This window comes from Streptomyces sp. NPDC107559 (assembly GCF_055657365.1).
In genome coordinates this window covers 1,021,387-1,042,529 of the sequence record NZ_JBVKBD010000002.1, presented here as the reverse complement: position 1 = coordinate 1,042,529, position 21,143 = coordinate 1,021,387, and the positions used below count along the sequence as shown (strand labels likewise).

Below are 21,143 nucleotides of genomic sequence, written 5' to 3'. Positions count from 1 at the left end.
ATGTCCGTCAACAGGGCCGCAGCCGCTCGTGTCGACGTGCCGCGGGGACTCGCGGGCGTCGTCGTCACCGACACCGAGATCGGTGACGTCCGGGGGGTCGAGGGCTTCTACCACTACCGCCAGTACTCGGCCGTCGAACTCGCGCAAACCCGCGGCTTCGAGGACGTCTGGCACCTCCTGGTCCACGGCGAACTGCCGGACGCCGAACGGAGCGCCGCCTTCGCCGCCGGGACCGCGGCACTGCGCCGGCTGCCCGACGGTGTGCGCGCGGCGCTGCCGGCCATCGCCGCGGCCGGTGGCGACTCCGGCCCGCTCGCCGGTATGCGAACGGCGTTGTCCCTGCTCGGCGCGGCCCAGGGGTTCCGCCCCGTGTACGACATCGACGCCGCCCAGCGCCGGGAGGACACGGTCGTGGCCGTCGCGGCCGTACCGACACTGCTCACCGCGCTGCACCGGCTGCGGTCGGGGCTCGCCCCGGTGGAACCCCGTACGGATCTGCCGTACGCGGCGAACTACCTCTACATGCTGACCGGGGTCGAGCCCGATCCGCGCAAGGCGCGCGCGGTCGAGCAGTACCTGATCTCAACCATTGATCACGGCTTCAATGCGTCAACCTTCACCGCGCGCGTCATCGCGTCGACCGGGGCGGACGTGGCGGCCTGTCTCGTCGGTGCCGTGGGTGCGCTGTCGGGGCCGCTGCACGGCGGTGCTCCCAGCCGTGCCCTGGACACCCTGGACGCGATCGGCACGCCCGACCGGATCGACCCCTGGATCCGTGAGCGGGTGCTCGCGGGTGAGCGCATCATGGGCTTCGGTCACGCCGTCTATCGCACGGAGGACCCCCGCTCCCGGATGCTGCGGGAGATCGCGCTGGGGTTCGGCGGCCCGCGGGTGGATTTCGCCGTCGAGGTCGAGCGCCGGGTGGAGGCGATCCTCGCCGAACTCAAACCCGGGCGCGAACTGCACACCAACGTCGAGTTCTACGCGGGTGTGGTCATGGAGCTCTGCGGTCTGCCGCGGTCGATGTTCACGCCTACCTTCGCGGCGGGGCGCGCGGTGGGCTGGAGCGCGAACATCCTGGAGCAGGCGGAGGATTCGAAGATCATCCGTCCGGTGGCGCGGTATGTGGGGCCGGGAGCGCCGGTGAAGGTACCGGACGCGGCCTGAGGTGCGCGTGTGGCCTGGTGCCGTTCTGGCGCCAGGCCTCATCGGTGACTGAACGAGCGGTGACGGGGTGCCGGGCGGCTCGCCGGAATCGGTCCCGGCGCGCTCAACGGTTGTGTGCAGCCGGGTGGGTTGACGGGACGCGTCGACGCGGACGCGTGCGCGTACTCGTGAAAGAACGTCAGGCGTCGGGAATGTCCGCCTTGGCGCGGATCAGGGTCTCCCGGCTCACGATGACGATGCGTTCGTAGTCTGCGCGGGAGGCGTCGGTGGGGAGTTCGCCGTCCAGCGCCTCGGTGGCCTCGGTGCCGATGACGGCAAAGTTGCCGTCACTGAGCTCGAACACGTCGGGGCAGTTGGCTCCTGACGTACTGCCACGGGCACTCGGAGGCACACCGATGCGACGCACGATCTTCAAGGGATAACTTTCCTTACAGAAGTTTTGGGCAGAGTGGTGGGCAGCCACGGTACTAAGCCTCATGAGGCGTATGCGTCCACAAAGGCAAAACACGCCCGACGGGTCAGTCCGTCGGGGGGTTGCCCACCACCCACCACTCCTCTGTGTCGGCTTCGTCCAGATCCTTGATAAGACCATCGACCATGCGACCGATCCAGGCTTCGTCGGACGACTCCTTCAGGGTCGCGCGCTGCCCCTTCGAGGCCTCCCAGTACTCCCGCAGCAACGGGCTCTGAAAGATCTCGCGCAGACGTCCGAACAGTTCCTCCTGGTCAAGCATTCCCGATCGGTAGAGATGGAAGAGGTTGACGTACCAGGCGTTGGCGTAGAAGAACTGGCGTCGCTTCTCCGCGGGAATGCTCTTGTCGTAAGTGTCGATCACCGAGGCCAGGGAGGGATCGCTGATGGCCATGGACAGCAACTCCCAGTGCATGCGCTGTTGATGGGCCAGGGCCGCCCGCCGGGAGTTCAATTCCTCGAGCTCGAGTCTCTTCACGTGCAGGCGCGCCTCCTCGAGCCGCCGTTGGCGCGCGGCCAGCGTCAAGGCGGCGGTGGCGAGCGTCAGACCGGCTGTGATCGAGCCCAGCCTCACCGCAGAGTGCTTCCGTATGGCCATGTAGATCCCCGATTCAAGCGACCGTCCGCCGGTCGTCGGAGTGTGGGTCGACGGGTGGGGACCGGCGAGCGATGGGCGGCGCGTGCCGCCTCCAGGGTGCCGAGCGGCTCTGACCGGCGGGGAGGCGGAGAGGAGGCGCACGGAAGGAAGCGAGGGTCGCACACTTCGACGCCATGCCCAACGTCTGCCCCGCCGATGCTGCTAACAATCGTTCACTCCGCGGGGATTCTTCCGGCTCGTATCCTGGGGCGGCAATACGTTCCACGTAGGTGCGCCGGTCGTGAGCCGGTGTGCGCGGCGGTGTGAAAGAGGTCGTACGTTGAGTCAGCCGAGCCAGGTCCCGGGGCCGCCGCAGATTCCGGTGATCGTACTCGCCGGATTCCTCGGCTCGGGCAAGACGACTCTGCTCAACCATCTGCTCCACCGCAGCGGCGGCAGCCGGATCGGGGCGATCGTCAACGACTTCGGCGCCATCGAGATCGACGCCATGGCCGTGGCGGGGGCGCTCGGCGACTCCACCGTCTCCCTCGGCAACGGATGTCTGTGCTGCGCCGTCGACAGCAGTGAGCTGGACGTCTTCCTCGACCGGCTGGCGCAGCCTGCCGCCGGCATCGACGTCGTCGTCATCGAGGCCAGCGGGCTCGCCGAGCCCCAGGAACTCGTACGGATGCTGCTCGCCAGCGAGCATCCCGGGATCGTCTACGGCGGACTCGTCGAGGTCGTGGACGCCGCCGAGTTCGACGGCACGCGCGCGCAGCACCCCGAGATCGACCGGCACCTCGCTCTCGCCGATCTCGTCGTGGTCAACAAACTCGACCGGGCGGCGGACGGCGAGCGGGTGCTCGGCCTGGTCCGGTCGCTCACGGACCGGGCCGCCGCCGTCGTACCGGCCACCTACGGCCGTATCGATCCCGAGTACCTGTTCGACTGCCGGCCCGGTGAGGAGCGCCTCGGGCAGCTGTCCTTCGACGATCTGCACGACCATGACACCGAGGGTGAGCACGAGGGGCATCTGCACACCGCGTACGACAGTCTCTCCTTCGCCTGCGAGCTGCCCCTCGACCCGCGCAGGCTCATGGCCTTCCTCGACAGCAGGCCCGGGGGGCTCTACCGGATCAAGGGGTACGTCGACTTCGGGCCGTACGACACCGGGAACCGGTACGCCGTGCACGCCGTCGGGCGGTTCCTGCGGTTCTACCCGCAGGCCTGGGGGCCGGGCGAGGAGCGGCTCACACAGCTCGTGCTCATCGGCTCCGGCATCGACGCGCCCGCCCTGAGCAAGGAGCTGGAGGCGTGTACGAGCGACGCCCCACACGCCGACGAGCACGGCATGTGGGGCGTCCTGAGGTACGTACAGGGCGACGGCGACTACGACGAGGCCGAGTCCTAGGGCGGTTCCCGCCCTGGAACTCGACTACGACGGGACCGAGCCCTGGAACAGTTCCCGCCCTAGAACGGACCCGCCACCACGCCCACCGTCTTCGGCAGCGACACGCCCGAGCCGTCGCGGCGCGGGTCGATCTCCGGGAGCTCGGCCGGGGTGCCGTTCTTCTGCGCCGCCCGCGCCGGGACGGGACCCGCCCAGGCCAGGGACAGGCAGTCCTCGCCCTTCAGGAACCGCTGGCAGCGGACACCGCCGGTGGCGCGGCCCTTGCGCGGGTACTGGTCGAACGGGGTCAGCTTGGCGGTCGTCTGGACTGAGTCGTCCAGGGTGCCGCGCGAGCCGGCGACGGTGAAGACGACCGCGTCCACGGCCGGGTCGATCACGGTGAACGAGATCACCTTCGCGCCCTCGGTGAGCTTGATGCCCGCCATGCCGCCCGCCGGACGGCCCTGCGGGCGCACCTGCGACGCCTGGTAGCGCAGCAGCTGCGCGTCGTCCGTGATGAAGACCAGGTCCTCGTCGCCGGTGCGCAGTTCCACCGCGCCGACGATCCGGTCACCCTCCTTGAGGGCGATGACCTCCAACTCGTCCTTGTTGGTGGGATAGTCCGGGACCACCCGCTTGACCACGCCCTGTTCGGTGCCGATGGCCAGGCCGGGGGACGACTCGTCCAGCGTGGTCAGACAGATCAGCGTCTCGTCGTCGTCGAGGGAGACGAACTCCGTGAGCGCGGCGCCACCCGACAGGTTCGGCGCGGACGCGGTGTCCGGGAGCTGCGGCAGGTCGACGACGTTGATCCGCAGCAGACGGCCCGCCGAGGTGACGGCACCGATCTCACCGCGCGCGGTGGCGGGCACCGCCGAGATGATCACGTCGTGCTTGGTGCGGTGGGCGTCGGGGTCCTCCGGGAAGGGCTCCGCGTTCGCCGTGCGGGCCAGCAGACCGGTCGACGACAGCAGCACCCGGCACGGGTCGTCCGCGACCTGGAGCGGCACGGCGGCGGCCGGGGCGCCCGCGGACTCCAGCAGCACCGTACGGCGCTCGGTGCCGAACTTCTTCGCCACCGCGGCCAGTTCGGCCGAGACCAGCTTGCGCAGCTCCGCGTCCGACTCCAGGATCCGGGTCAGCTCCGCGATCTCCGTGTTGAGGCGCTCCTGCTCCGACTCCAGCTCGATCCGGTCGAAGCGGGTCAGGCGGCGCAGCGGCGTGTCCAGGATGTACTGCGTCTGGATCTCCGACAGCGCGAAGCGCTCCATCAGGCGCTCCTTCGCCTGTGCGGAGTTGTCGCTGGAGCGGATCAGCCGGATGACCTCGTCGATGTCGACGAGCGCCGTCAGCAGGCCCTCCACCAGGTGCAGCCGGTCGCGTCGCTTGGTGCGACGGAACTCCGAGCGGCGCCGGACGACCTCGAAACGGTGGTCGAGGTAGACCTCGAGGAGCTCCTTCAGGCCCAGCGTGAGCGGCTGGCCGTCGACCAGTGCGACGTTGTTGATGCCGAAGGACTCCTCCATCGGCGTCAGCTTGTAGAGCTGCTCCAGGACCGCCTCCGGCACGAAGCCGTTCTTGATCTCGATGACCAGGCGCAGTCCGTGCTCACGGTCGGTGAGGTCCTTGACGTCGGCGATGCCCTGGATCTTCTTCGCGCCGACCAGGTCCTTGATCTTGGCGATCACCTTCTCCGGGCCGACCGTGAAGGGCAGCTCGGTGACGATCAGGCCCTTGCGGCGGGCGGTGACGGTCTCCACCGCGACCGTGGCGCGGATCTTGAAGGTGCCGCGGCCGTTCTCGTACGCGTCCCTGATGCCGCCGAGGCCGACGATCCGGCCGCCGGTGGGCAGGTCGGGGCCGGGGACGAACCGCATCAGGGCGTCCAGGTCCGCGGCCGGATGGCGGATGAGATGGCGGGCGGCCGCGATGACCTCGCCGAGGTTGTGCGGCGGCATGTTCGTGGCCATGCCGACCGCGATGCCCGACGAGCCGTTCACCAGGAGGTTCGGGAAGGCAGCCGGCAGCGTGGCCGGCTCCTGCTCCTGGCCGTCGTAGTTGGGGGCGAAGTCGACGGTGTCCTCGTCGATCGACTCCGTCATCAGGGCCGCGGCGGCGGCGGCCTTGCACTCGGTGTACCGCATGGCGGCCGGAGGGTCGTCGTTGCCCAGCGAACCGAAGTTGCCGTGGCCGTCGACGAGCGGCACGCGCATGGAGAACGGCTGGGCCATGCGCACCAGGGCGTCGTAGATCGACGCGTCGCCGTGCGGGTGGAGCTTGCCCATCACCTCGCCGACGACACGGGCGCACTTCACGTAACCGCGCTCGGGACGCAGGCCCATCTCGTTCATCTGGTACACGATGCGGCGGTGCACCGGCTTGAGGCCGTCGCGGGCGTCCGGCAGCGCGCGGGAGTAGATGACCGAGTACGCGTACTCGAGGAAGGAGCCCTGCATCTCGTCGACGACGTCGATGTCGAGGATCCGCTCCTCGTACGAGTCGTCGGGCGGCGGGGTCTTCGTGCTGCGGCGGGCCATCGCTGCCGGCTCCTTGCTGACGCGTGAACGGGTTCTGACGCGGACCATTGTGGACCGCGCTACTGACAGTGCGGGCGGGGACCCGGCGTCGGCCGCCCGGCCCGGTGTGGAGCGGCGCCTGCCTCCACGACTGCCCGCAGGCTACGCGATCTCGCTCTCGGCGTACGTCCCGCGGGAACTTCGCCCATGGTCCGCCCGCTTGCATACAGTGGCAGGACAGGCACTGAACGCGCGGTCGGACGACCGCGTCCGCGATCGAAGGGACGTACATGCCCATGGGTCACACGGCCACAGCCGAGGCAGGCTCCGGGGGCCTGACAGCGACCGAGCACCGCTTGGCCAACGGCCTTCGCGTGGTGCTCTCCGAGGACCATCTGACCCCGGTCGCGGCGGTGTGCCTCTGGTACGACGTCGGCTCCCGCCACGAAGTCAAGGGCCGTACGGGCCTGGCTCACCTTTTCGAGCACCTGATGTTCCAGGGGTCCGGACAGGTCAAGGGCAACGGTCACTTCGAGCTGGTGCAGGGCGCGGGCGGCTCGCTGAACGGCACCACCAGCTTCGAGCGCACCAACTACTTCGAGACCATGCCCACCCACCAGCTGGAGCTCGCCCTCTGGCTGGAGGCCGACCGCATGGGCTCCCTGCTCGCCGCCCTCGACGACGAGTCCATGGAGAACCAGCGCGACGTCGTCAAGAACGAGCGCCGCCAGCGCTACGACAACGTGCCCTACGGCACCGCGTTCGAGAAGCTGACCGCCCTCGCCTACCCGGAGGGCCACCCCTACCACCACACGCCCATCGGCTCGATGACCGACCTGGACGCGGCCACCCTGGAGGACGCGCGGGCGTTCTTCCGGACGTACTACGCGCCCAACAACGCCGTGCTGTCCGTGGTCGGCGACATCGACCCGGCGCAGACGCTCGCCTGGGTCGAGAAGTACTTCGGCTCCATCGCCGCCCACGACGGCAAGCCCGCCCCGCGCGACGGCTCGCTGCCCGAGGTCATCGGCGGTCAGCTGCGCGAGGTCGTCCGGGAGGAGGTGCCGGCCCGCGCCCTGATGGCCGCCTACCGGCTGCCGCACGACGGCACGCGCGCGTGCGACGCCGCCGACCTGGCGCTGACCGTCCTGGGCGGCGGCGAGTCCTCCCGCCTGTACAACCGGCTGGTACGGCGCGACCGTACGGCGGTGGCGGCCGGCTTCGGCCTGCTGCGGCTGGCGGGGGCGCCCTCCATGGGCTGGCTGGACGTGAAGACCTCCGGTGACGTCGAGGTGCCGGTCATCGAGGCGGCCATCGACGAGGAGCTCGCCCGGTTCGCCGAGGAGGGCCCCACGGACGAGGAGATGGAGCGCGCCCAGGCCCAGTTGGAGCGCGAGTGGCTGGACCGGCTCGGCACGGTCGCGGGCCGCGCCGACGAACTGTGCCGCTACGCCGTCCTGTTCGGCGACCCGCAGCTCGCCCTCACCGCCGTCGGGCGCGTGCTGGAGGTGACCGCCGAGGAGGTCCAGGAGGCCGCCAAGGCCCGCCTGCGCCCCGACAACCGCGCGGTGCTCGTGTACGAGCCGACCACCCCCGAGGCGCTGGACGAGGCCGACGCCGCGGAGCGCACCGAAGACCCGGAGTCCGCGGCGACCGTGGAAGCCACCGACGAGACCGAGGAGGCGGCCCAGTGACCGAGCTCGCCACGATGGAGTTCCACCCCCAGCCCCGGCCGGGCGAGGCCAGGCCCTGGGCGTTCCCGGCGCCGGAGCGCGGCACCCTGGACAACGGCCTGACGCTGCTGCGCTGCCACCGTCCCGGCCAGCAGGTCGTCGCCGTCGAGGTGCTCCTCGGCGCGCCGCTGGACGCCGAGCCGGCCGGTCTCGACGGCGTCGCCACGATCATGGCGCGGGCCTTCTCGGAGGGCACCGACAAGCTCTCCGCCGAGGAGTTCGCCGCCGAACTGGAGCGCTGCGGCGCCACCCTGGACGCGCACGCCGACCACCCCGGCGTACGGCTCAGCCTCGAAGTGCCGGTCTCGCGCCTGGCGAAGGCGCTCGGCCTGCTCGCCGACGCCCTGCGTGCGCCGGCCTTCGCGGACAGCGAGGTCGAGCGGCTGGTGCGCAACCGGCTCGACGAGATCCCGCACGAGCTGGCCAACCCCGCGCGCCGCGCGGCCAAGGAGCTCTCCAAGGAGCTGTTCCCCGAGGCCTCGCGCATGTCGCGCCCCCGTCAGGGCACCGAGGAGACGGTCACGAAGATCGACTCCGCCGGTGTGCGCGCCTTCTACGACCGGCATGTCCGCCCCGCCACCGCCACCGCCGTGATCGTCGGCGACCTCGCGGGCATCGACCTGGACGAGCTGCTCGGCGACACCCTGGGGGCCTGGAAGGGCTCCTCGGCCGAGCCCCGCCCGGTGCCGCCGGTGAGCGCCGACGACACCGGCCGCGTCGTCATCGTCGACCGCCCCGGCGCGGTCCAGACGCAGCTGCTGATCGGCCGCACCGGCGCCGACCGGCACGACCGTGTCTGGCCCGCGCAGGTGCTCGGCACGTACTGCCTCGGCGGCACCCTCACCTCCCGGCTGGACCGCGTCCTGCGGGAGGAGAAGGGCTACACCTACGGCGTGCGCGCGTTCGGCCAGGTGCTCCGGTCGGCGCCGGACGGCACGGGCGCCGCGATGCTCGCCATCAGCGGCTCCGTGGACACCCCGAACACCGGTCCCGCCCTGGCGGACCTGTGGACCGTGCTGCGCACGCTCGCCGGGGAGGGGCTGACCGACGCGGAGCGCGACGTCGCCGTGCAGAACCTCGTCGGGGTGGCGCCGCTGAAGTACGAGACCGCGGCGGCCGTGGCGGCCACGCTGGCCGACCAGGTCGAGCAGTACCTGCCCGACGACTACCAGGCGACGCTCTACCAGCAGCTCGCCGCGACCGGCACGGTGGAGGCCACCGCCGCGGCCGTGAGCGCCTTCCCGGTGGACCGTCTGGTGACGATCCTCGTGGGCGACGCGGCACAGATCAAGGAGCCCGTCGAGGCGCTCGGCATCGGTGAGGTCACCGTCGTGCCCGCCGAGTAGGGCACGCGCGCGGCAGGGGCCCCGGTGACATGTCGGTCGCCGGGGCCCCTGCCCGTTCCAGGATGTCCGAATTATGGGAGAGGCGCCCTGTCTGCTCTGTGGCGTGCGCTACAAATACCGCGATCCGTTTGATGATCCAAAGACCGCGCCCGTACGGTCACTTGGACTGTTCGTCGGGCAGTGCGCCGCAACCGCGGCAGCGGACAGTCATCGCCGAGTCCCCGTACGGCGCGAGCCAGGGGAGCCGGGGACCCATTGCAGTCCCTGGGGTGAATCGGACGCCCGCGCGCATCGCGAGGGGGTCCGTAGGAGACCTTCCTGCTCCGAACCCGTCAGCTAACCCGGTAGGCGAGAGGGAAGGAAAGGACCAGCCCCTTACATGGCGTTCACGGGCGTTTCCGGCAAGCACCGTCGTCCCAGCCGGATGAAGCGCACCAGTGCGCACGCGGCCGGTATCGCAGCTCTCGCCACCACCGGCGTCGTCGGCAGCCTCGCGGCCCCCGCGCTCGCCGCCGAGAACTCCGTCGAGCAGACGGGCCTCACCCCGGTCGTCACCCTCGGCGACCAGGCCGCCGAGCAGGTCGACGCACAGGCTGCCGCCCAGCAGCAGGCAGCCGCCGAGCAGCTGGCCGAGGAGATCGCCCACGCGAAGGCCGCAGCGCGGGCCGCGGCCGCCCGAAAGGCCGAGGAGCGCGCCGCCCGCGAGGCCGAGCGCAAGCGTCTCAACACGTTCGTGTCGCCGATCACCGGCTCCTACGTCTCCACCGGCTACCTCGCCAGCAGCTCGCTGTGGTCCTCCGGCAGCCACACCGGCATCGACTTCCATGCCTCCACCGGCACCACGGTCCACGCGGTCGGCTACGGCACCGTGGTGGACGCCGGCTGGGGCGGGGCCTACGGCAACCAGATCGTCATCAAGATGGACGACGGCACGTACACCCAGTACGGCCACCTGTCGTCCATCGGTGTCTCGGTGGGCCAGCGGGTCGTCACCGGCCAGCAGATCGGCCTCTCCGGCGCGACCGGCAACGTCACCGGACCGCACCTGCACTTCGAGGCCCGTACGACCGCCGAGTACGGCTCGGACATCGACCCGGTCGCCTACCTCCGCAGCCACGAGGTGAACGTCTGACACCCGCCCGCGGGCGGCCGTCCGGCGACGGACCGCGCGACCTACCGAAGCCCCGGCTCATCGAGCCGGGGCTTTCGGCGTTTCCGGCCCCGTTCTGTCCAAAAAATATCCCTGGATTCCGGCCGCCCGTCGGAAATTACGTCCGATTGCAATAGAGTCGCTGAACACATGTCAATCGGCGACGTTTCACGGGGATTAAGGCGGAGGTCGGTCATGCGTATTCCGGCGCACTCGGTGTGCACGGCGATCCGGGACGACATCGTCGCCGGTGTCTACGAGCGTGGCAGCCGGCTCACCGAGGAACTCCTCGCCCGGCGCTACGGCGTCTCGCGCGTACCCGTCCGCGAGGCCCTGCGCACGCTGGAGGCGGAGGGCTTCGTGGTGACCCGCCGGCACGCGGGCGCGTGCGTGGCGGAACCCACCGAGCAGGAAGCCTCCGATCTGCTGGAGATGCGCATGCTCCTGGAGCCGCTGGGCGCCTCCCGGGCCGCCCAGCGGCGCACCGAGGCCCATCTCAAGGTGCTGCGCGGCCTGGTCCGGCTCGGTCAGGAACGGGCCAGGCGGGGCAACAGCGAGGATCTGCGCTCCCTGGGCGGATGGTTCCACGAGACGCTCGCCCAGGCCTCCGGCAGCCAGGCGCTGACCGCCACGCTCACCCAGCTCCGGCACAAGATCGCCTGGATGTACGCGACGGAGGCGCCCGCCGACCCCGTGGAGTCCTGGGCCGAGCACGGCGCGATCGTGGACGCGGTGGCGCGCGGTGACGGCGAGCGTGCGCGGGCGGCCACGGCGCTGCACGCCGAGCGCGCGAGCGCTGCGCACCGGCTGCGGTTCTCCGGCGCGGGGGAGCGCGCCGACCGTGTGAGGACTTCGCAACATCCCGTAAACGTGACGGGTCTGCGGAATTAACAGAAGCGCCGTATACAAAGAAGGGATATTCGGTGGAGACGTATTTTCGCTGCCCTCGATCTCGTGTTCCGGGAATTTCCCGTCGCACGCTCTTCGTATGCCCGCAGAATGTCAAAACGTCGTGTGAAAACAGCGGAGCCGCGTCGACCGGAAAGGCCGACGCGGCTCCGCCGCTCACCGTGCGGTGTGCTGCGCCGAATGCTCCGCGATGTGTCGCGGGCGAGGTTCAGACGGTCTCGGGAAGCTCTTCGAGTCCCTCGGTGACCAGCTTGGCCAGACGGTCGAGGGCGGCGTCCGCACCCTCGGCGTCGGAGGCGAGGACGATCTCCTCGCCACCCTCGGCGCCGAGGCCGAGGACGGCCAGCATGGAGGCCGCGTTGACGGGGTTGCCGTCGGCCTTGGCGATCGTGACCGGGACGCCAGTGGCCGTGGTGGCCCGGACGAAGATGGAGGCGGGACGGGCGTGGAGGCCCTCGGCCCAGCCGACGTTGACGCGGCGCTCAGCCATGTGATGCTGCCCTTCAGTGTCTCAGGGTTGTCTAGACCAGTGTGACATGCCGGGACGGGTGCCGGGAGCGACCCGGTTCCCGTCCCGGTGGTGCCGGCCGCGGCCTCGACCCGACTTCCGTCCCCCACAGACTGCCTCGCGCTGTTGTCGTACGCGAGCCGTACTCTGGGGCCCATGCAGACCTCGGCGGACCCGCAGGACCGGCACGAGTACCCCGCCCACTGGGAAGCGGACGTGGTGCTGCGCGACGGCGGCACCGCTCATGTGCGGCCCATCACCGTCGACGACGCCGACCGCCTGGTCAGCTTCTACGAGCAGGTCTCGGACGAGTCGAAGTACTACCGCTTCTTCGCGCCGTACCCGCGCCTGTCCGCCAAGGACGTCCGCCGCTTCACGCACCACGACTTCGTGGACCGGGTGGGGCTCGCGGCCGTGATCGGGGGCGAGTTCATCGCCACCGTGCGCTACGACCGCATCGGTGCCGGCGGTGTCCCCGCCTCCGCGCCCGCCGACGAGGCCGAGGTCGCCTTCCTGGTCCAGGACGCGCACCAGGGCAGGGGGGTCGCCTCCGCGCTCCTGGAGCACATCGCGGCCGTCGCGCGCGAGCGGGGCATCCGTCGCTTCGCCGCCGAGGTGCTGCCCGCGAACACCAAGATGATCAAGGTGTTCACGGACGCCGGCTACACCCAGAAGCGCAGCTTCGAGGACGGTGTCGTACGCCTGGAGTTCGACCTCGAACCTACGGCACGCTCGCTCGCCGTGCAGCGCGCGCGGGAGCAGCGCGCCGAGGCCCGATCGGTACGCCGGCTGCTCGCCCCGGGCTCCGTCGCCGTCGTCGGTGTCGGCCGCGCCCCGGGCGGCGTCGGGCGCAGCATCCTCGGCAACCTCCGGGAGGCCGGGTTCACCGGACGCCTGTACGCCGTCAACCGGGCGCTGCCCGAGGGGCAGGGCGAGCTCGACGGCGTAGCGGCCCACCGCTCGGTGCGCGACATCGACGGGACCGTCGACGTCGCGGTCGTCGCGGTGCCGACCGAGCGCGTGCCCGAGGTCGTCACCGAGTGCGGCGAGCACGGCGTCCAGGGTCTCGTCGTGGTCTCCTCCGGATACGCGGAGAGCGGCCCCGAGGGGCGCGAGCGCCAGCGCGAACTCGTACGCCACGCGCGCGGGTACGGGATGCGCATCATCGGCCCGAACGCCTTCGGGATCATCAACACCTCCCCGGACGTACGGCTGAACGCCTCGCTGGCCCCGCAGATGCCCCGTCCCGGGCGGATCGGTCTGTTCGCGCAGTCCGGCGCCATCGGCATCGCCCTGCTGTCCCGGCTGCACCGGCGCGGCGGCGGCGTCACCGGGGTCACGGGCGTGTCCACCTTCGTGTCGTCCGGCAACCGGGCGGACCTCTCCGGCAACGACGTCGTCCAGTACTGGTACGACGACCCGGACACCGATGTCGCCCTGATGTACCTGGAGTCCATCGGCAACCCGCGCAAGTTCACGCGCCTGGCCCGGCGGACGGCCGCGGCGAAGCCGCTCGTCGTCGTGCAGGGCGCGGGCCGCGTACCGCAGGGACACGCCGTACGGGCGACCCGGCTGCCGCACGCGACCGTGTCCGCGCTGCTGCGGCAGGCCGGGGTCATCCGCGTCGACACCATCACCGAGCTGGTCGACGCGGGGCTGCTGCTCGCCCGCCAGCCGCTTCCGGCCGGGCCGCGGGTGGCGATCCTCGGCAACTCCGAGTCGCTGGGCGTGCTGACGTACGACGCCTGCCTCGCCGAGGGGCTGCGGCCGCAGCCGCCGGTCGACCTGACGACGGGGGCCACCGCGGACGACTTCCGGGGGGCGCTGTCACGGGCGCTGACGGACGAGACGTGCGACGCGGTCGTGGTGACCGCCATACCGGCGGTCGGCGAGGAGTCGGTCGGGGACGCCACGCTGGCACAGGCGCTGCGGTCGGCCGCGGCCGCCGTCCCCTCGAAGCCGGTGCTGGTCGTGCACGTGGAGCTGGGCGGACTCGCCGAGGCACTGTCGGCGGCGGCGAGCACCGCGCCGCAGGCCCAGGCGTCCACCCGCTCCGCACCACCGCCGCCCACCACGCAACCTGAGCAACCGGCCCCGGCGTCCGGGACCTCCCCGGTCGCGGACGCCCCCTCGGAGCCCTTCGGCGCGCCCGGAACGCCCGGCGAGCCCGGCATCCCCGGCCCGGACTCCCGCCTCATCCCCGCCTATCCCGCCGCCGAACGCGCGGTCCGCGCCCTCGCCGAGGCCGTCAGGTACGGGCAGTGGCGGCGCGAGGCCGCCGACCCGGGCAAGGTGCCGGAGTACGAGGACATCGACGAGAAGGGCGCCGCCCGACTGATCGGGGGACTGCTCGACCGCGGCCAGGGGCTCACCCTCGGCACCCGGGAGACCTGCGAGCTGCTCGCGCGGTACGGGATCGCCGTGCGCGAGGCGGTGCCCGCACCCACCCCCGAGGCCGGCGCCGAGGCCGCCCGCGCCCTCGGTTATCCCGTGGCCCTCAAGGCCACCGCACCGCATCTGCGCCACCGCGCCGACCTGGGCGGAGTACGCCTCGACCTGGCGGACGAGGAGCAACTGCGGCGGGCGTACGCCGAGCTGACCGAGCTGTTCGGGAAGCCGGACGAACTGCGGCCGGTGGTGCAGGCGATGGCACCGCGCGGCGTCGACACGGTCGTGCGCGCGGTCATCGACCCGAAGGCCGGGGCCGTGCTGTCGTTCGGGCTCGCCGGAGCCGCGTCCCAGCTGCTCGACGACATGGCGCACCGGCTGGTTCCGGTCACCGACCGCGACGCGACCTCGCTGGTCCGGTCGATCCGTACGGCGCCGCTGCTGTTCGGCTGGCGGGGTTCGACCCCGGTCGACACGCCTGCGCTGGAGGAGCTGCTGCTGCGGGTCTCCCGGCTGGTGGACGACCACCCCGAGGTCGTCGCGGTCACCCTGGAGCCGGTCGTCGTCGCCCCCCGGGGACTGAGCGTCCTCGGCGCCACCGTGCGCCTGGCACCACCCCCCGTCCGCGACGACCTCGGCCCGCGCACGCTCCCCTCGTACTGAGCGGCGCACCGGGCGGCTGTCCGTACCCGACGGTTCCCCCGCACGGAACCGTCGGGTACGCCGAGCGGTGCCTCGCAGTCAGTGCGCCCCCGTAGGATGGACGTCATGGCCAAGACCAGTACGACGACCCAGGGGCTGCGTGCGGCGATCGAGCGCAGCGGCTACTACCCGGCCCTCGTGGCCGAGGCGGTGGAGGCCGCCGTCGGCGGCGAGCCGATCCGGTCGTACCTGGTCCACCAGGAGACCACGTTCGACCAGAACGAGGTGCGCCGGCACGTGACCGTGCTGGTCCTCACCGGCAACCGCTTCATCGTGAGCCACACCGACGAGCAGGCCGCGGACACCACCTCCCCGACGCCGTACGCCACGACGTCCACGGAGTCCGTGAAGATCGGCCGGATCTCGTCCGTCGTGGTCAGCCGGGTGGTCGCCAACCCCGAGTCCTACACCCCCGGCACGCTGCCGCGCGAGATCGTGCTGACCATCGGCTGGGGCGCCGTCTCCCGCATCGACCTGGAGCCCGCCGCCTGCGGCGACCCCAACTGCGACGCCGACCACGGCTACACGGGCAGCTCGACGGCGGACGACCTCAGCCTGCGCGTCAGCGAGGCCGGGGACGGCCCGGAGACGGTCCGCCAGGCTCTCTCCTTCGCCCAGGCCATCTCCGAGGCGACAGCGGACGTCACCCCCTGATGTCCCCTCTCTCGCCGTCCGATTCCGTCGCCTGGGACCACCCCGAGCCGCTCGCCGTCGGCTCCGCCCCCGTCCCGGAGTACGGCTCCGGCTCGCTCGCAGACCTGCTGCCCACGATCGCCGCCGGCATGGGCGTCCCGGGCCTGCCCACCGGCATCCCCGAGCTGACCGCCGCCGACCGCAACTGTGTGTTCCTGATCGACGGCCTGGGCTGGGAACAGCTCAGGGCGCACCCGGACGAGGCGCCGTTCATGGCCTCGCTGCTGGCGAGCTCCCGCGGCGGCACCGGCCGCCCGATCACCGCCGGCTACCCGGCCACCACCGCGACCTCCCTCGCCTCCGTCGGCACCGGCCTCCCGCCGGGCGCCCACGGCCTGCCCGGTTACACCGTCCGCAACCCCGACACCGGCGAGCTGATGAACCAGCTCCGCTGGAAGCCGTGGACCTCGCCGCGCGTCTGGCAGCCGTACCCCACCGTCTTCCAGCTGGCCCACGAGGCCGGCGTGCACGCCGCCCAGGTCTCGTCGCCGACCTTCGCGAACACCCCGCTGACCAAGGTCGCCCTCAGCGGCGGAACGTTCCACGGACGGCTGGCCGGCGAGGAGCGCGTGGATCTCGCGGCCGCCCAACTGGCCGCCGCCGACCGCTCCCTGGTCTACACGTACTACGCCGAACTCGACGGTGCGGGCCACCGCTACGGCGTCGCCTCCGACACCTGGCGCGGTCAGCTCATGTACGTCGACCGGCTCGTCCAGCGGCTGGCCGAGCAGCTGCCCCCGCGCAGCGCCCTGTACGTCACGGCCGACCACGGCATGATCGACGTACCGTTCGACGAGCAGCACCGCATCGACTTCGACGAGGACTGGGAGCTGCGCGCCGGCGTGGCCCTGCTGGGCGGCGAGGGCCGCGCCCGCCACGTCTACGCGGTGCCGGGCGCCGAGAACGACGTACTGACCTGCTGGCGCGAGGTGCTCGGCGAGCAGTTCTGGGTGGCTTCGCGGGACGAGGCGATCGCGGCCGGATGGTTCGGTCCGCACATCGACGAACGCGTGTACGCACGTATCGGCGATGTGGTGGCGGCCGCCCACGACGATGTGTTGATCATCGCCTCGGAGCGGGAACCGAAGGAGTCGGCGATGGTCGGCAACCATGGTTCGATGACCCCGGCCGAACAGCTGGTCCCCCTGCTCGAAGTGCGCACCTGAGCCCCACGCCCCGTTCCCTCCCGTCCGCCCTCCGCCTGTCTCCGCCGAAAGGTGCTCCGCTTCCCATGCCCGAGCTGGTGTTCTTCTCCGGAACGATGGACTGCGGGAAGTCGACGCTGGCTCTCCAGATCGAGCACAACCGCTCCACGCGGGGCCTGGTCGGCATGATCTTCACGCGTGACGACCGTGCGGGCGAGGGCAAGCTGTCCTCCCGCCTCGGCCTGGTCACGGACGCGGTGGAGGTCGAGGACGGGCAGGATCTGTACGCGTTCCTCGTCGACCACCTCTCCAAGGGTGGGCGTGCGGACTACGTGATCGCGGACGAGGCGCAGTTCCTGGCGCCCGAACAGATCGACCAGCTCGCGCGGGTCGTCGACGACCTGGGCGTGGACGTCTACGCCTTCGGCATCACGACCGACTTCCGCTCCAAGCTCTTCCCCGGTTCCCAGCGGCTGGTGGAGCTGGCCGACCGGGTCGAGGTGCTCCAGGTCGAGGCCCTGTGCTGGTGCGGTGCCCGTGCCACGCACAACGCCCGCACGATCGGGGGCGAGATGGTCGTCGAGGGCGCCCAGGTGGTCGTGGGCGACGTCAACCGCTCCGCGGACGAGATCGGTTACGAGGTGCTGTGCCGCCGCCACCACCGGCGTCGTATGACGGCGGCCACGGCCCACGCGGCGGCCCTGTCGCCCGACGTGCTGCCGGTGTCGGCCTCCTGAGCCGGGGGCTCGCTCCTCCGGACCGTCAACGCGGGCTCTGGACCAGGGCGAACCGGGCTCCCTCCGGGTCCGCCACCGAGGCCACGCGCCCGTCGGCGCCGTCCCGGGCCGGCTGGAGGACCTGTCCGCCGAGTGCGACGAGCCGGTCCAGCGACTCGTCGGCGTCGGCCACCTCGAAGTACGTCAGCCAGTGCGGGCCCCGTTCGCGCGGCAGCGCGTTGCCCACCCCCTGGATGCCGGCCACCGGGCGGCCCTCGACGCGCAGCGTCACCCGGTCGAAGTCGGCCGGGGCCACCGGCTGTTGCTCGTAGCCGAACACCGATTCGTAGAACTTGGCGACGGTCACCGAGTCGAAGGTCAGCAACTCGTTCCAGGCGGGTGTGCCCGGGACACCGGGGACTCCAGGGGCTCCGAAGTCGCCGCCGACCGGGTGCTGCGCCGTCTGCCAGACACCGAAGACGGCGCCCGACGGGTCGGAGCAGATCGCCAGCCGTCCGGCATCGGCCGCGTCGAGCGGTCCGACGCCGAGCGTGCCGCCGCACAGCCGTACCGTCTCGGCGGTCTGGTCCACGTCGTCCGAGGCGAGATAGGGCGTCCAGGCGGTCGGCAGGTGCAGATCCGGCGGCAGCTGGCCGATGCCCGCCACCTCGCGGCCGTCCAGCAGGGCCCTGACGTAGGGGCCGAGCCGCCGGGGGCCGGGCTGGAACTCCCAGCCGAAGAGTTCTCCGTAGAAGTCCTGGGTCGCGGCCGGTTCGTGCACCATCAGGCTCACCCAGCAGGGTGTGCCGGGCGCGTACCGGGCGTGCGCCTTGCCCTCCGGGCCGTCCGACTCCCGTGTCTCGGTCATCGTCACTCTCTTCTCGGCCTCTCGTGGTGGCCGCGTCGATTCCGCTCTCCGGATCCCGTGCCCGATGCTTGCACCGAGCGTGGCACCCTGCTCACCGGGCGTGCACGCCGTTGTGCGCGCGTGGGCCCCATAGCCGGAGAATGCCCGCTGTAAGGTTTCTCGTCCCTTTCGGCACGATTACTCGTGGGGGTCGATCAGTTGTACAGCATGTGGCCGGTCCCGTACGCCTCGTGACCGTGCCTGCCCGGCCGAGCAGAGTAGCCGGACATGGGCGATGTGGCCACCCTGTGCGCGAGGATGGTGGCCATGAACGCCATCATCTCCGCAGCAGAACTCGCGACCGCCCTGTCCGGGGAGCGTCCGCCGACGCTGCTCGACGTCCGCTGGCAGCTCAGCGTGGCCAAGGCGGGCGGTGAGCCGGCCTTCGACGGCCGGGCCGAGTACGCGGCCGGTCATGTGCCCGGTGCCGTCTTCGTCGACCTGGACGCGGAGCTCGCCGCCGCGCCCGGTCCGGACGGCCGGCACCCGTTGCCCGACATCGCGGAGTTCGGCGCCGCGATGCGCCGGGCGGGCGTGTCGTCGAAGGTGCCGGTGATCGTGTACGACGGCGGACAGGGCTGGGCGGCGGCACGCGCGTGGTGGCTGCTGCGCTGGACGGGTCACCCGGACGTGCGGGTCCTCGACGGCGGGTTGCCCGCCTGGCAGGGGGACCTGTCGGTGGACGTGCCCGCTCCCGTCGAGGGCGACTTCGAGCCGGTGCCGCAGGCCATGGGATTCCTGGACGCGGACGGGGCCGCGGCGCTGGCACGTTCGGGAGTGCTGTTCGACGCGCGCGCGGGGGAGCGGTACCGGGGCGACGTGGAGCCGATCGACCGGGTCGGCGGGCACATCCCGGGCGCGGTCTCGGCGCCCACCATGCAGAACGTGGCGGCGGACGGACGGTTCCTGCCCGCCGGGGAACTGAACGCGCGCTTCCGGGCGTTGGGCGCCGACGACGGCACCGAGGTGGGCGTGTACTGCGGTTCGGGCGTCTCCGGCGCCCATGAGGTGCTCGCGCTGGCGGTCGCCGGCATCCCGGCCGCGCTGTACGTCGGTTCGTGGTCGCAGTGGTCCTCGGACCCGTCCCGTCCCGTCGCCGTGGGCCCCGACCCGCAGTAGCGCGTGGCGCCCGCCGGTGTCCCGTACGGCTGCCCGGCGGGCCGTACGCGGACCGGTCCGCGGATGTCCCGCACGGATGCCTGAGGGCCCGCGTCGTCAGGACGCGGGCCCTCGGTGTCGTGCGGCGTCGTACGGTCCGGCTACTCCTGCTTCTTGCGTCGCGTACCGAAGACGATCTCGTCCCAGCTGGGCACCGCGGCCCGGCGGCCGGGACGGACGCCGTCCGCCTCGGCCTGGCGGTCGGTGGCACCGACCAGACGGTCGCGGTGGCTCCCGACCGAGCGCGGCATGAGCACGTCCGCGTAGGCGGAGCCGGCGGAGGCCGCGGGAGCCGGGGGCTCCTCCGCCTCCGGTTCCTCGACGGGCTCCTCCACGGGAGGTTCCGCCGGGCGCTCCGGGACCACGAGGTCGCCCCGGAAACTCGGCACCGCCTCCAGCAGGCTGGTCAGCGAGTCCCGTTCGCTGGTGCTCTCCTCGGCCGGTTCGGACGCCTGCGCGGGCAGGCTCGGCCGCTCCCGGTCGAGAGCGCGGTCCAGCGGGCGGTCGCGCGGCAGCCGTGCGATACGCGGTACGAAGGGGAAGCTGGGCTCGGGCGCGGCGAGGTCGTCGGACTCGCCGATCAGCGAGCGCGCCTCGTCGTCGACGGCCTGGACGAGCCGCCGGGGCGGGTCGTACGTCCAGCTCGCCGAGTGCGGTTCACCGGCGACCAGGTAGACCAGCAGGACTTCCCAGGTGCCGTCGTCGCGGCGCCAGGAGTCCCACTGCACCGTGTCCTTGTCGGCGCCGCGCAGCAGCAGGCGCTCCTGGACGGCCTCGCCGAGTTGGGGTCCGGCGTTCTCGCCGGGCCGGCGGACCGGGGTCTTGCGGGCCCGCTCGGCCATGAAGGCACGCTCGGCCAGCACAGGGCCCTCGAAGCGGCGTACACGATCGACCGGGATGCCGGCCATCTGGGCGACCTCTTCCGCGGTCGCACCGGCACGTATACGCGCCTGGATGTCACGGGGGCGGAGATGGCTCTCCACCTCGATCTCGATCTGGCCGAGGCGGGGACGGTCGCCGCGCACGGCGGCACGGAGTCGTTCGTCGATCGGAAGCGTGTACTCCGTGCTGTCCGCAGCCTTCAGCACCAGCCGTGTGCCGTCATTGGAGACGGCCACGACACGCAGTTCGGGCATGGGGACCTCCCGGGTGGTGCCTGCCGACGTCACGTGCGTCGCTGCTTCCGCTAGTCGAGTGTGGCCTGCCCGGGTGCAGCCTGCCACAACCTTGCCGAGTTGCCCGGCGTGTCGGACGCGAGTCCGCGTACGCCGTTATGGCACGGTTACCTATTCGCAACGCTAAGTGACCAACTCCGTCACCCTGTGCAATTAGCCCCCTCCGGTGGTCCGGCAAGGTCCCGGACGCCCTGGCGGGAGACCGAACCCAGGGCTCGCAACAGTACTCCATTTGGGCCACGTGCGTGGATTGGCACGCCGTTCAACTTCTGGCGGGGAGTGCGACTTGACCGTCCGTTGTGCGGTGATGCGGGAGTGAACGTGGCGCACTTCACCCAATCGCCGGAAACGGAGCTAATCGTTTCGTCTGCACGTCCCCTTCTCGCACAGGTGGTCGATGGAACGGCTTCCGGCTGACCGGAGAGCCTGACGCGGGCCCGGAGTGTCATCGCGGGACCGGCCGCGGGCGGCGAACCGTCGCCCGCGGCCGG

The 21,143-nt window shown here is 71.6% G+C and carries 17 protein-coding genes and 1 riboswitch; of the genes, 11 read left to right on the top strand and 6 right to left on the bottom strand.

Going from position 1 to position 21,143, the window contains the following annotated elements; all coding sequences use genetic code 11:
* A complete protein-coding gene (locus ACZ7OY_RS11005) occupies positions 1-1,167 on the top strand; it encodes a citrate synthase (RefSeq protein WP_471911101.1) in 1,167 nt (388 codons plus the stop codon).
* A gap of 178 nt (positions 1,168-1,345) precedes the next feature.
* On the opposite strand, the gene ACZ7OY_RS11000 is transcribed toward ACZ7OY_RS11005, so the two are convergent.
* Together ACZ7OY_RS11000 and ACZ7OY_RS10995 are read right to left on the bottom strand one after the other, a co-directional pair.
* A complete protein-coding gene (locus ACZ7OY_RS11000; protein WP_351146311.1) occupies positions 1,346-1,582 on the bottom strand; it encodes a hypothetical protein in 237 nt (78 codons plus the stop codon).
* 103 nt (positions 1,583-1,685) lie between these two features.
* Entirely contained in the window at positions 1,686-2,213 is a 528-nt protein-coding gene (locus tag ACZ7OY_RS10995) for a DUF6082 family protein (RefSeq protein ID WP_471911100.1), read from the bottom strand.
* Between the two features lie 343 nt (positions 2,214-2,556).
* Here ACZ7OY_RS10995 and ACZ7OY_RS10990 point away from each other — a divergent pair, with 343 nt between their 5' ends.
* The gene (locus ACZ7OY_RS10990) at positions 2,557-3,627 is read left to right on the top strand and encodes a CobW family GTP-binding protein (protein ID WP_471911099.1); all 1,071 of its coding nucleotides are present in this window, start codon (positions 2,557-2,559) and stop codon (positions 3,625-3,627) included.
* Positions 3,628-3,686: 59 nt separating this feature from the next.
* On the opposite strand, the gene ACZ7OY_RS10985 is transcribed toward ACZ7OY_RS10990, so the two are convergent.
* Complete coding sequence (locus tag ACZ7OY_RS10985; protein ID WP_471911098.1) at positions 3,687-6,143, bottom strand: DNA gyrase/topoisomerase IV subunit A; 2,457 nt, start codon at positions 6,141-6,143, stop codon at positions 3,687-3,689.
* 269 nt (positions 6,144-6,412) lie between these two features.
* Here ACZ7OY_RS10985 and ACZ7OY_RS10980 point away from each other — a divergent pair, with 269 nt between their 5' ends.
* The 4 genes from ACZ7OY_RS10980 (at position 6,413) to ACZ7OY_RS10965 (ending at position 11,242) form a co-directional block, all read left to right on the top strand.
* Positions 6,413-7,816, top strand: a complete 1,404-nt coding sequence (locus tag ACZ7OY_RS10980; protein WP_471911097.1) for a M16 family metallopeptidase — start codon at positions 6,413-6,415, stop codon at positions 7,814-7,816.
* On the top strand, positions 7,813-9,201 hold the full coding sequence (locus tag ACZ7OY_RS10975) for a M16 family metallopeptidase (protein WP_471911096.1): 1,389 nt from the start codon (positions 7,813-7,815) through the stop codon (positions 9,199-9,201). The genes ACZ7OY_RS10980 and ACZ7OY_RS10975 overlap by 4 nt, the downstream gene beginning before the upstream one ends.
* A gap of 201 nt (positions 9,202-9,402) precedes the next feature.
* Positions 9,403-9,567, top strand: a riboswitch (cyclic di-AMP (ydaO/yuaA leader).
* A gap of 13 nt (positions 9,568-9,580) precedes the next feature.
* Positions 9,581-10,333, top strand: a complete 753-nt coding sequence (locus tag ACZ7OY_RS10970; RefSeq protein WP_471911095.1) for a M23 family metallopeptidase — start codon at positions 9,581-9,583, stop codon at positions 10,331-10,333.
* Positions 10,334-10,546: 213 nt separating this feature from the next.
* Complete coding sequence (locus ACZ7OY_RS10965) at positions 10,547-11,242, top strand: GntR family transcriptional regulator (RefSeq protein ID WP_351607372.1); 696 nt, start codon at positions 10,547-10,549, stop codon at positions 11,240-11,242.
* Between the two features lie 226 nt (positions 11,243-11,468).
* On the opposite strand, the gene ACZ7OY_RS10960 is transcribed toward ACZ7OY_RS10965, so the two are convergent.
* Entirely contained in the window at positions 11,469-11,750 is a 282-nt protein-coding gene (locus ACZ7OY_RS10960) for an HPr family phosphocarrier protein (RefSeq protein WP_454397434.1), read from the bottom strand.
* Positions 11,751-11,924: 174 nt separating this feature from the next.
* Between ACZ7OY_RS10960 and ACZ7OY_RS10955 the strand changes: the two genes are divergently transcribed.
* From ACZ7OY_RS10955 to ACZ7OY_RS10940, 4 genes are all read left to right on the top strand, one after another.
* Positions 11,925-14,819 carry a bifunctional acetate--CoA ligase family protein/GNAT family N-acetyltransferase gene (locus tag ACZ7OY_RS10955; protein WP_471911094.1) on the top strand — a complete coding sequence of 965 codons (2,895 nt, stop codon included), beginning with the start codon at positions 11,925-11,927 and terminating at the stop codon, positions 14,817-14,819.
* A 96-nt stretch (positions 14,820-14,915) separates the two neighbouring features.
* Entirely contained in the window at positions 14,916-15,512 is a 597-nt protein-coding gene (locus ACZ7OY_RS10950; protein ID WP_351616559.1) for a DUF5998 family protein, read from the top strand.
* Positions 15,512-16,717: an alkaline phosphatase family protein gene (locus ACZ7OY_RS10945; RefSeq protein WP_471911093.1), complete on the top strand. Its 1,206-nt coding sequence runs from the start codon at positions 15,512-15,514 to the stop codon at positions 16,715-16,717. Before ACZ7OY_RS10950 ends, ACZ7OY_RS10945 begins: the two co-directional genes overlap by 1 nt.
* A 65-nt stretch (positions 16,718-16,782) precedes the next feature.
* Positions 16,783-17,433 (top strand): thymidine kinase, encoded by a 651-nt coding sequence (locus ACZ7OY_RS10940; RefSeq protein ID WP_384729317.1) that lies wholly within the window; start codon positions 16,783-16,785, stop codon positions 17,431-17,433.
* Positions 17,434-17,458: 25 nt separating this feature from the next.
* Here ACZ7OY_RS10940 and ACZ7OY_RS10935 read toward each other — a convergent pair whose 3' ends face one another.
* On the bottom strand, positions 17,459-18,280 hold the full coding sequence (locus tag ACZ7OY_RS10935; protein WP_471911092.1) for a VOC family protein: 822 nt from the start codon (positions 18,278-18,280) through the stop codon (positions 17,459-17,461).
* A 306-nt stretch (positions 18,281-18,586) separates the two neighbouring features.
* Here ACZ7OY_RS10935 and ACZ7OY_RS10930 point away from each other — a divergent pair, with 306 nt between their 5' ends.
* A complete protein-coding gene (locus ACZ7OY_RS10930; RefSeq protein WP_471911214.1) occupies positions 18,587-19,438 on the top strand; it encodes a sulfurtransferase in 852 nt (283 codons plus the stop codon).
* Between the two features lie 140 nt (positions 19,439-19,578).
* Here the strand turns inward: ACZ7OY_RS10930 and sepH are convergent, their stop codons facing one another.
* Positions 19,579-20,613 carry a septation protein SepH gene (gene sepH, locus ACZ7OY_RS10925; protein ID WP_471911091.1) on the bottom strand — a complete coding sequence of 345 codons (1,035 nt, stop codon included), beginning with the start codon at positions 20,611-20,613 and terminating at the stop codon, positions 19,579-19,581.
* Positions 20,614-21,143: the final 530 nt, after the last annotated feature.

What these genes read in the sequence shown, in the direction of transcription:
- ACZ7OY_RS10960 (WP_454397434.1), bottom strand. Translation starts at nt 11,750, where the DNA reads ATGGCTGAGCGCCGCGTCAACGTCGGCTGGGCCGAGGGCCTCCACGCC.
- ACZ7OY_RS10945 (WP_471911093.1), top strand. Translation starts at nt 15,512, where the DNA reads ATGTCCCCTCTCTCGCCGTCCGATTCCGTCGCCTGGGACCACCCCGAG.
- ACZ7OY_RS10950 (WP_351616559.1), top strand. Translation starts at nt 14,916, where the DNA reads ATGGACGTCATGGCCAAGACCAGTACGACGACCCAGGGGCTGCGTGCG.
- ACZ7OY_RS10940 (WP_384729317.1), top strand. Translation starts at nt 16,783, where the DNA reads ATGCCCGAGCTGGTGTTCTTCTCCGGAACGATGGACTGCGGGAAGTCG.
- ACZ7OY_RS11005 (WP_471911101.1), top strand. Translation starts at nt 1, where the DNA reads ATGTCCGTCAACAGGGCCGCAGCCGCTCGTGTCGACGTGCCGCGGGGA.
- ACZ7OY_RS10935 (WP_471911092.1), bottom strand. Translation starts at nt 18,280, where the DNA reads ATGACCGAGACACGGGAGTCGGACGGCCCGGAGGGCAAGGCGCACGCC.
- ACZ7OY_RS10930 (WP_471911214.1), top strand. Translation starts at nt 18,587, where the DNA reads ATGAACGCCATCATCTCCGCAGCAGAACTCGCGACCGCCCTGTCCGGG.
- ACZ7OY_RS10970 (WP_471911095.1), top strand. Translation starts at nt 9,581, where the DNA reads ATGGCGTTCACGGGCGTTTCCGGCAAGCACCGTCGTCCCAGCCGGATG.
- ACZ7OY_RS10985 (WP_471911098.1), bottom strand. Translation starts at nt 6,143, where the DNA reads ATGGCCCGCCGCAGCACGAAGACCCCGCCGCCCGACGACTCGTACGAG.
- ACZ7OY_RS10955 (WP_471911094.1), top strand. Translation starts at nt 11,925, where the DNA reads ATGCAGACCTCGGCGGACCCGCAGGACCGGCACGAGTACCCCGCCCAC.
- sepH (WP_471911091.1), bottom strand. Translation starts at nt 20,613, where the DNA reads ATGCCCGAACTGCGTGTCGTGGCCGTCTCCAATGACGGCACACGGCTG.
- ACZ7OY_RS10965 (WP_351607372.1), top strand. Translation starts at nt 10,547, where the DNA reads ATGCGTATTCCGGCGCACTCGGTGTGCACGGCGATCCGGGACGACATC.
- ACZ7OY_RS10980 (WP_471911097.1), top strand. Translation starts at nt 6,413, where the DNA reads ATGCCCATGGGTCACACGGCCACAGCCGAGGCAGGCTCCGGGGGCCTG.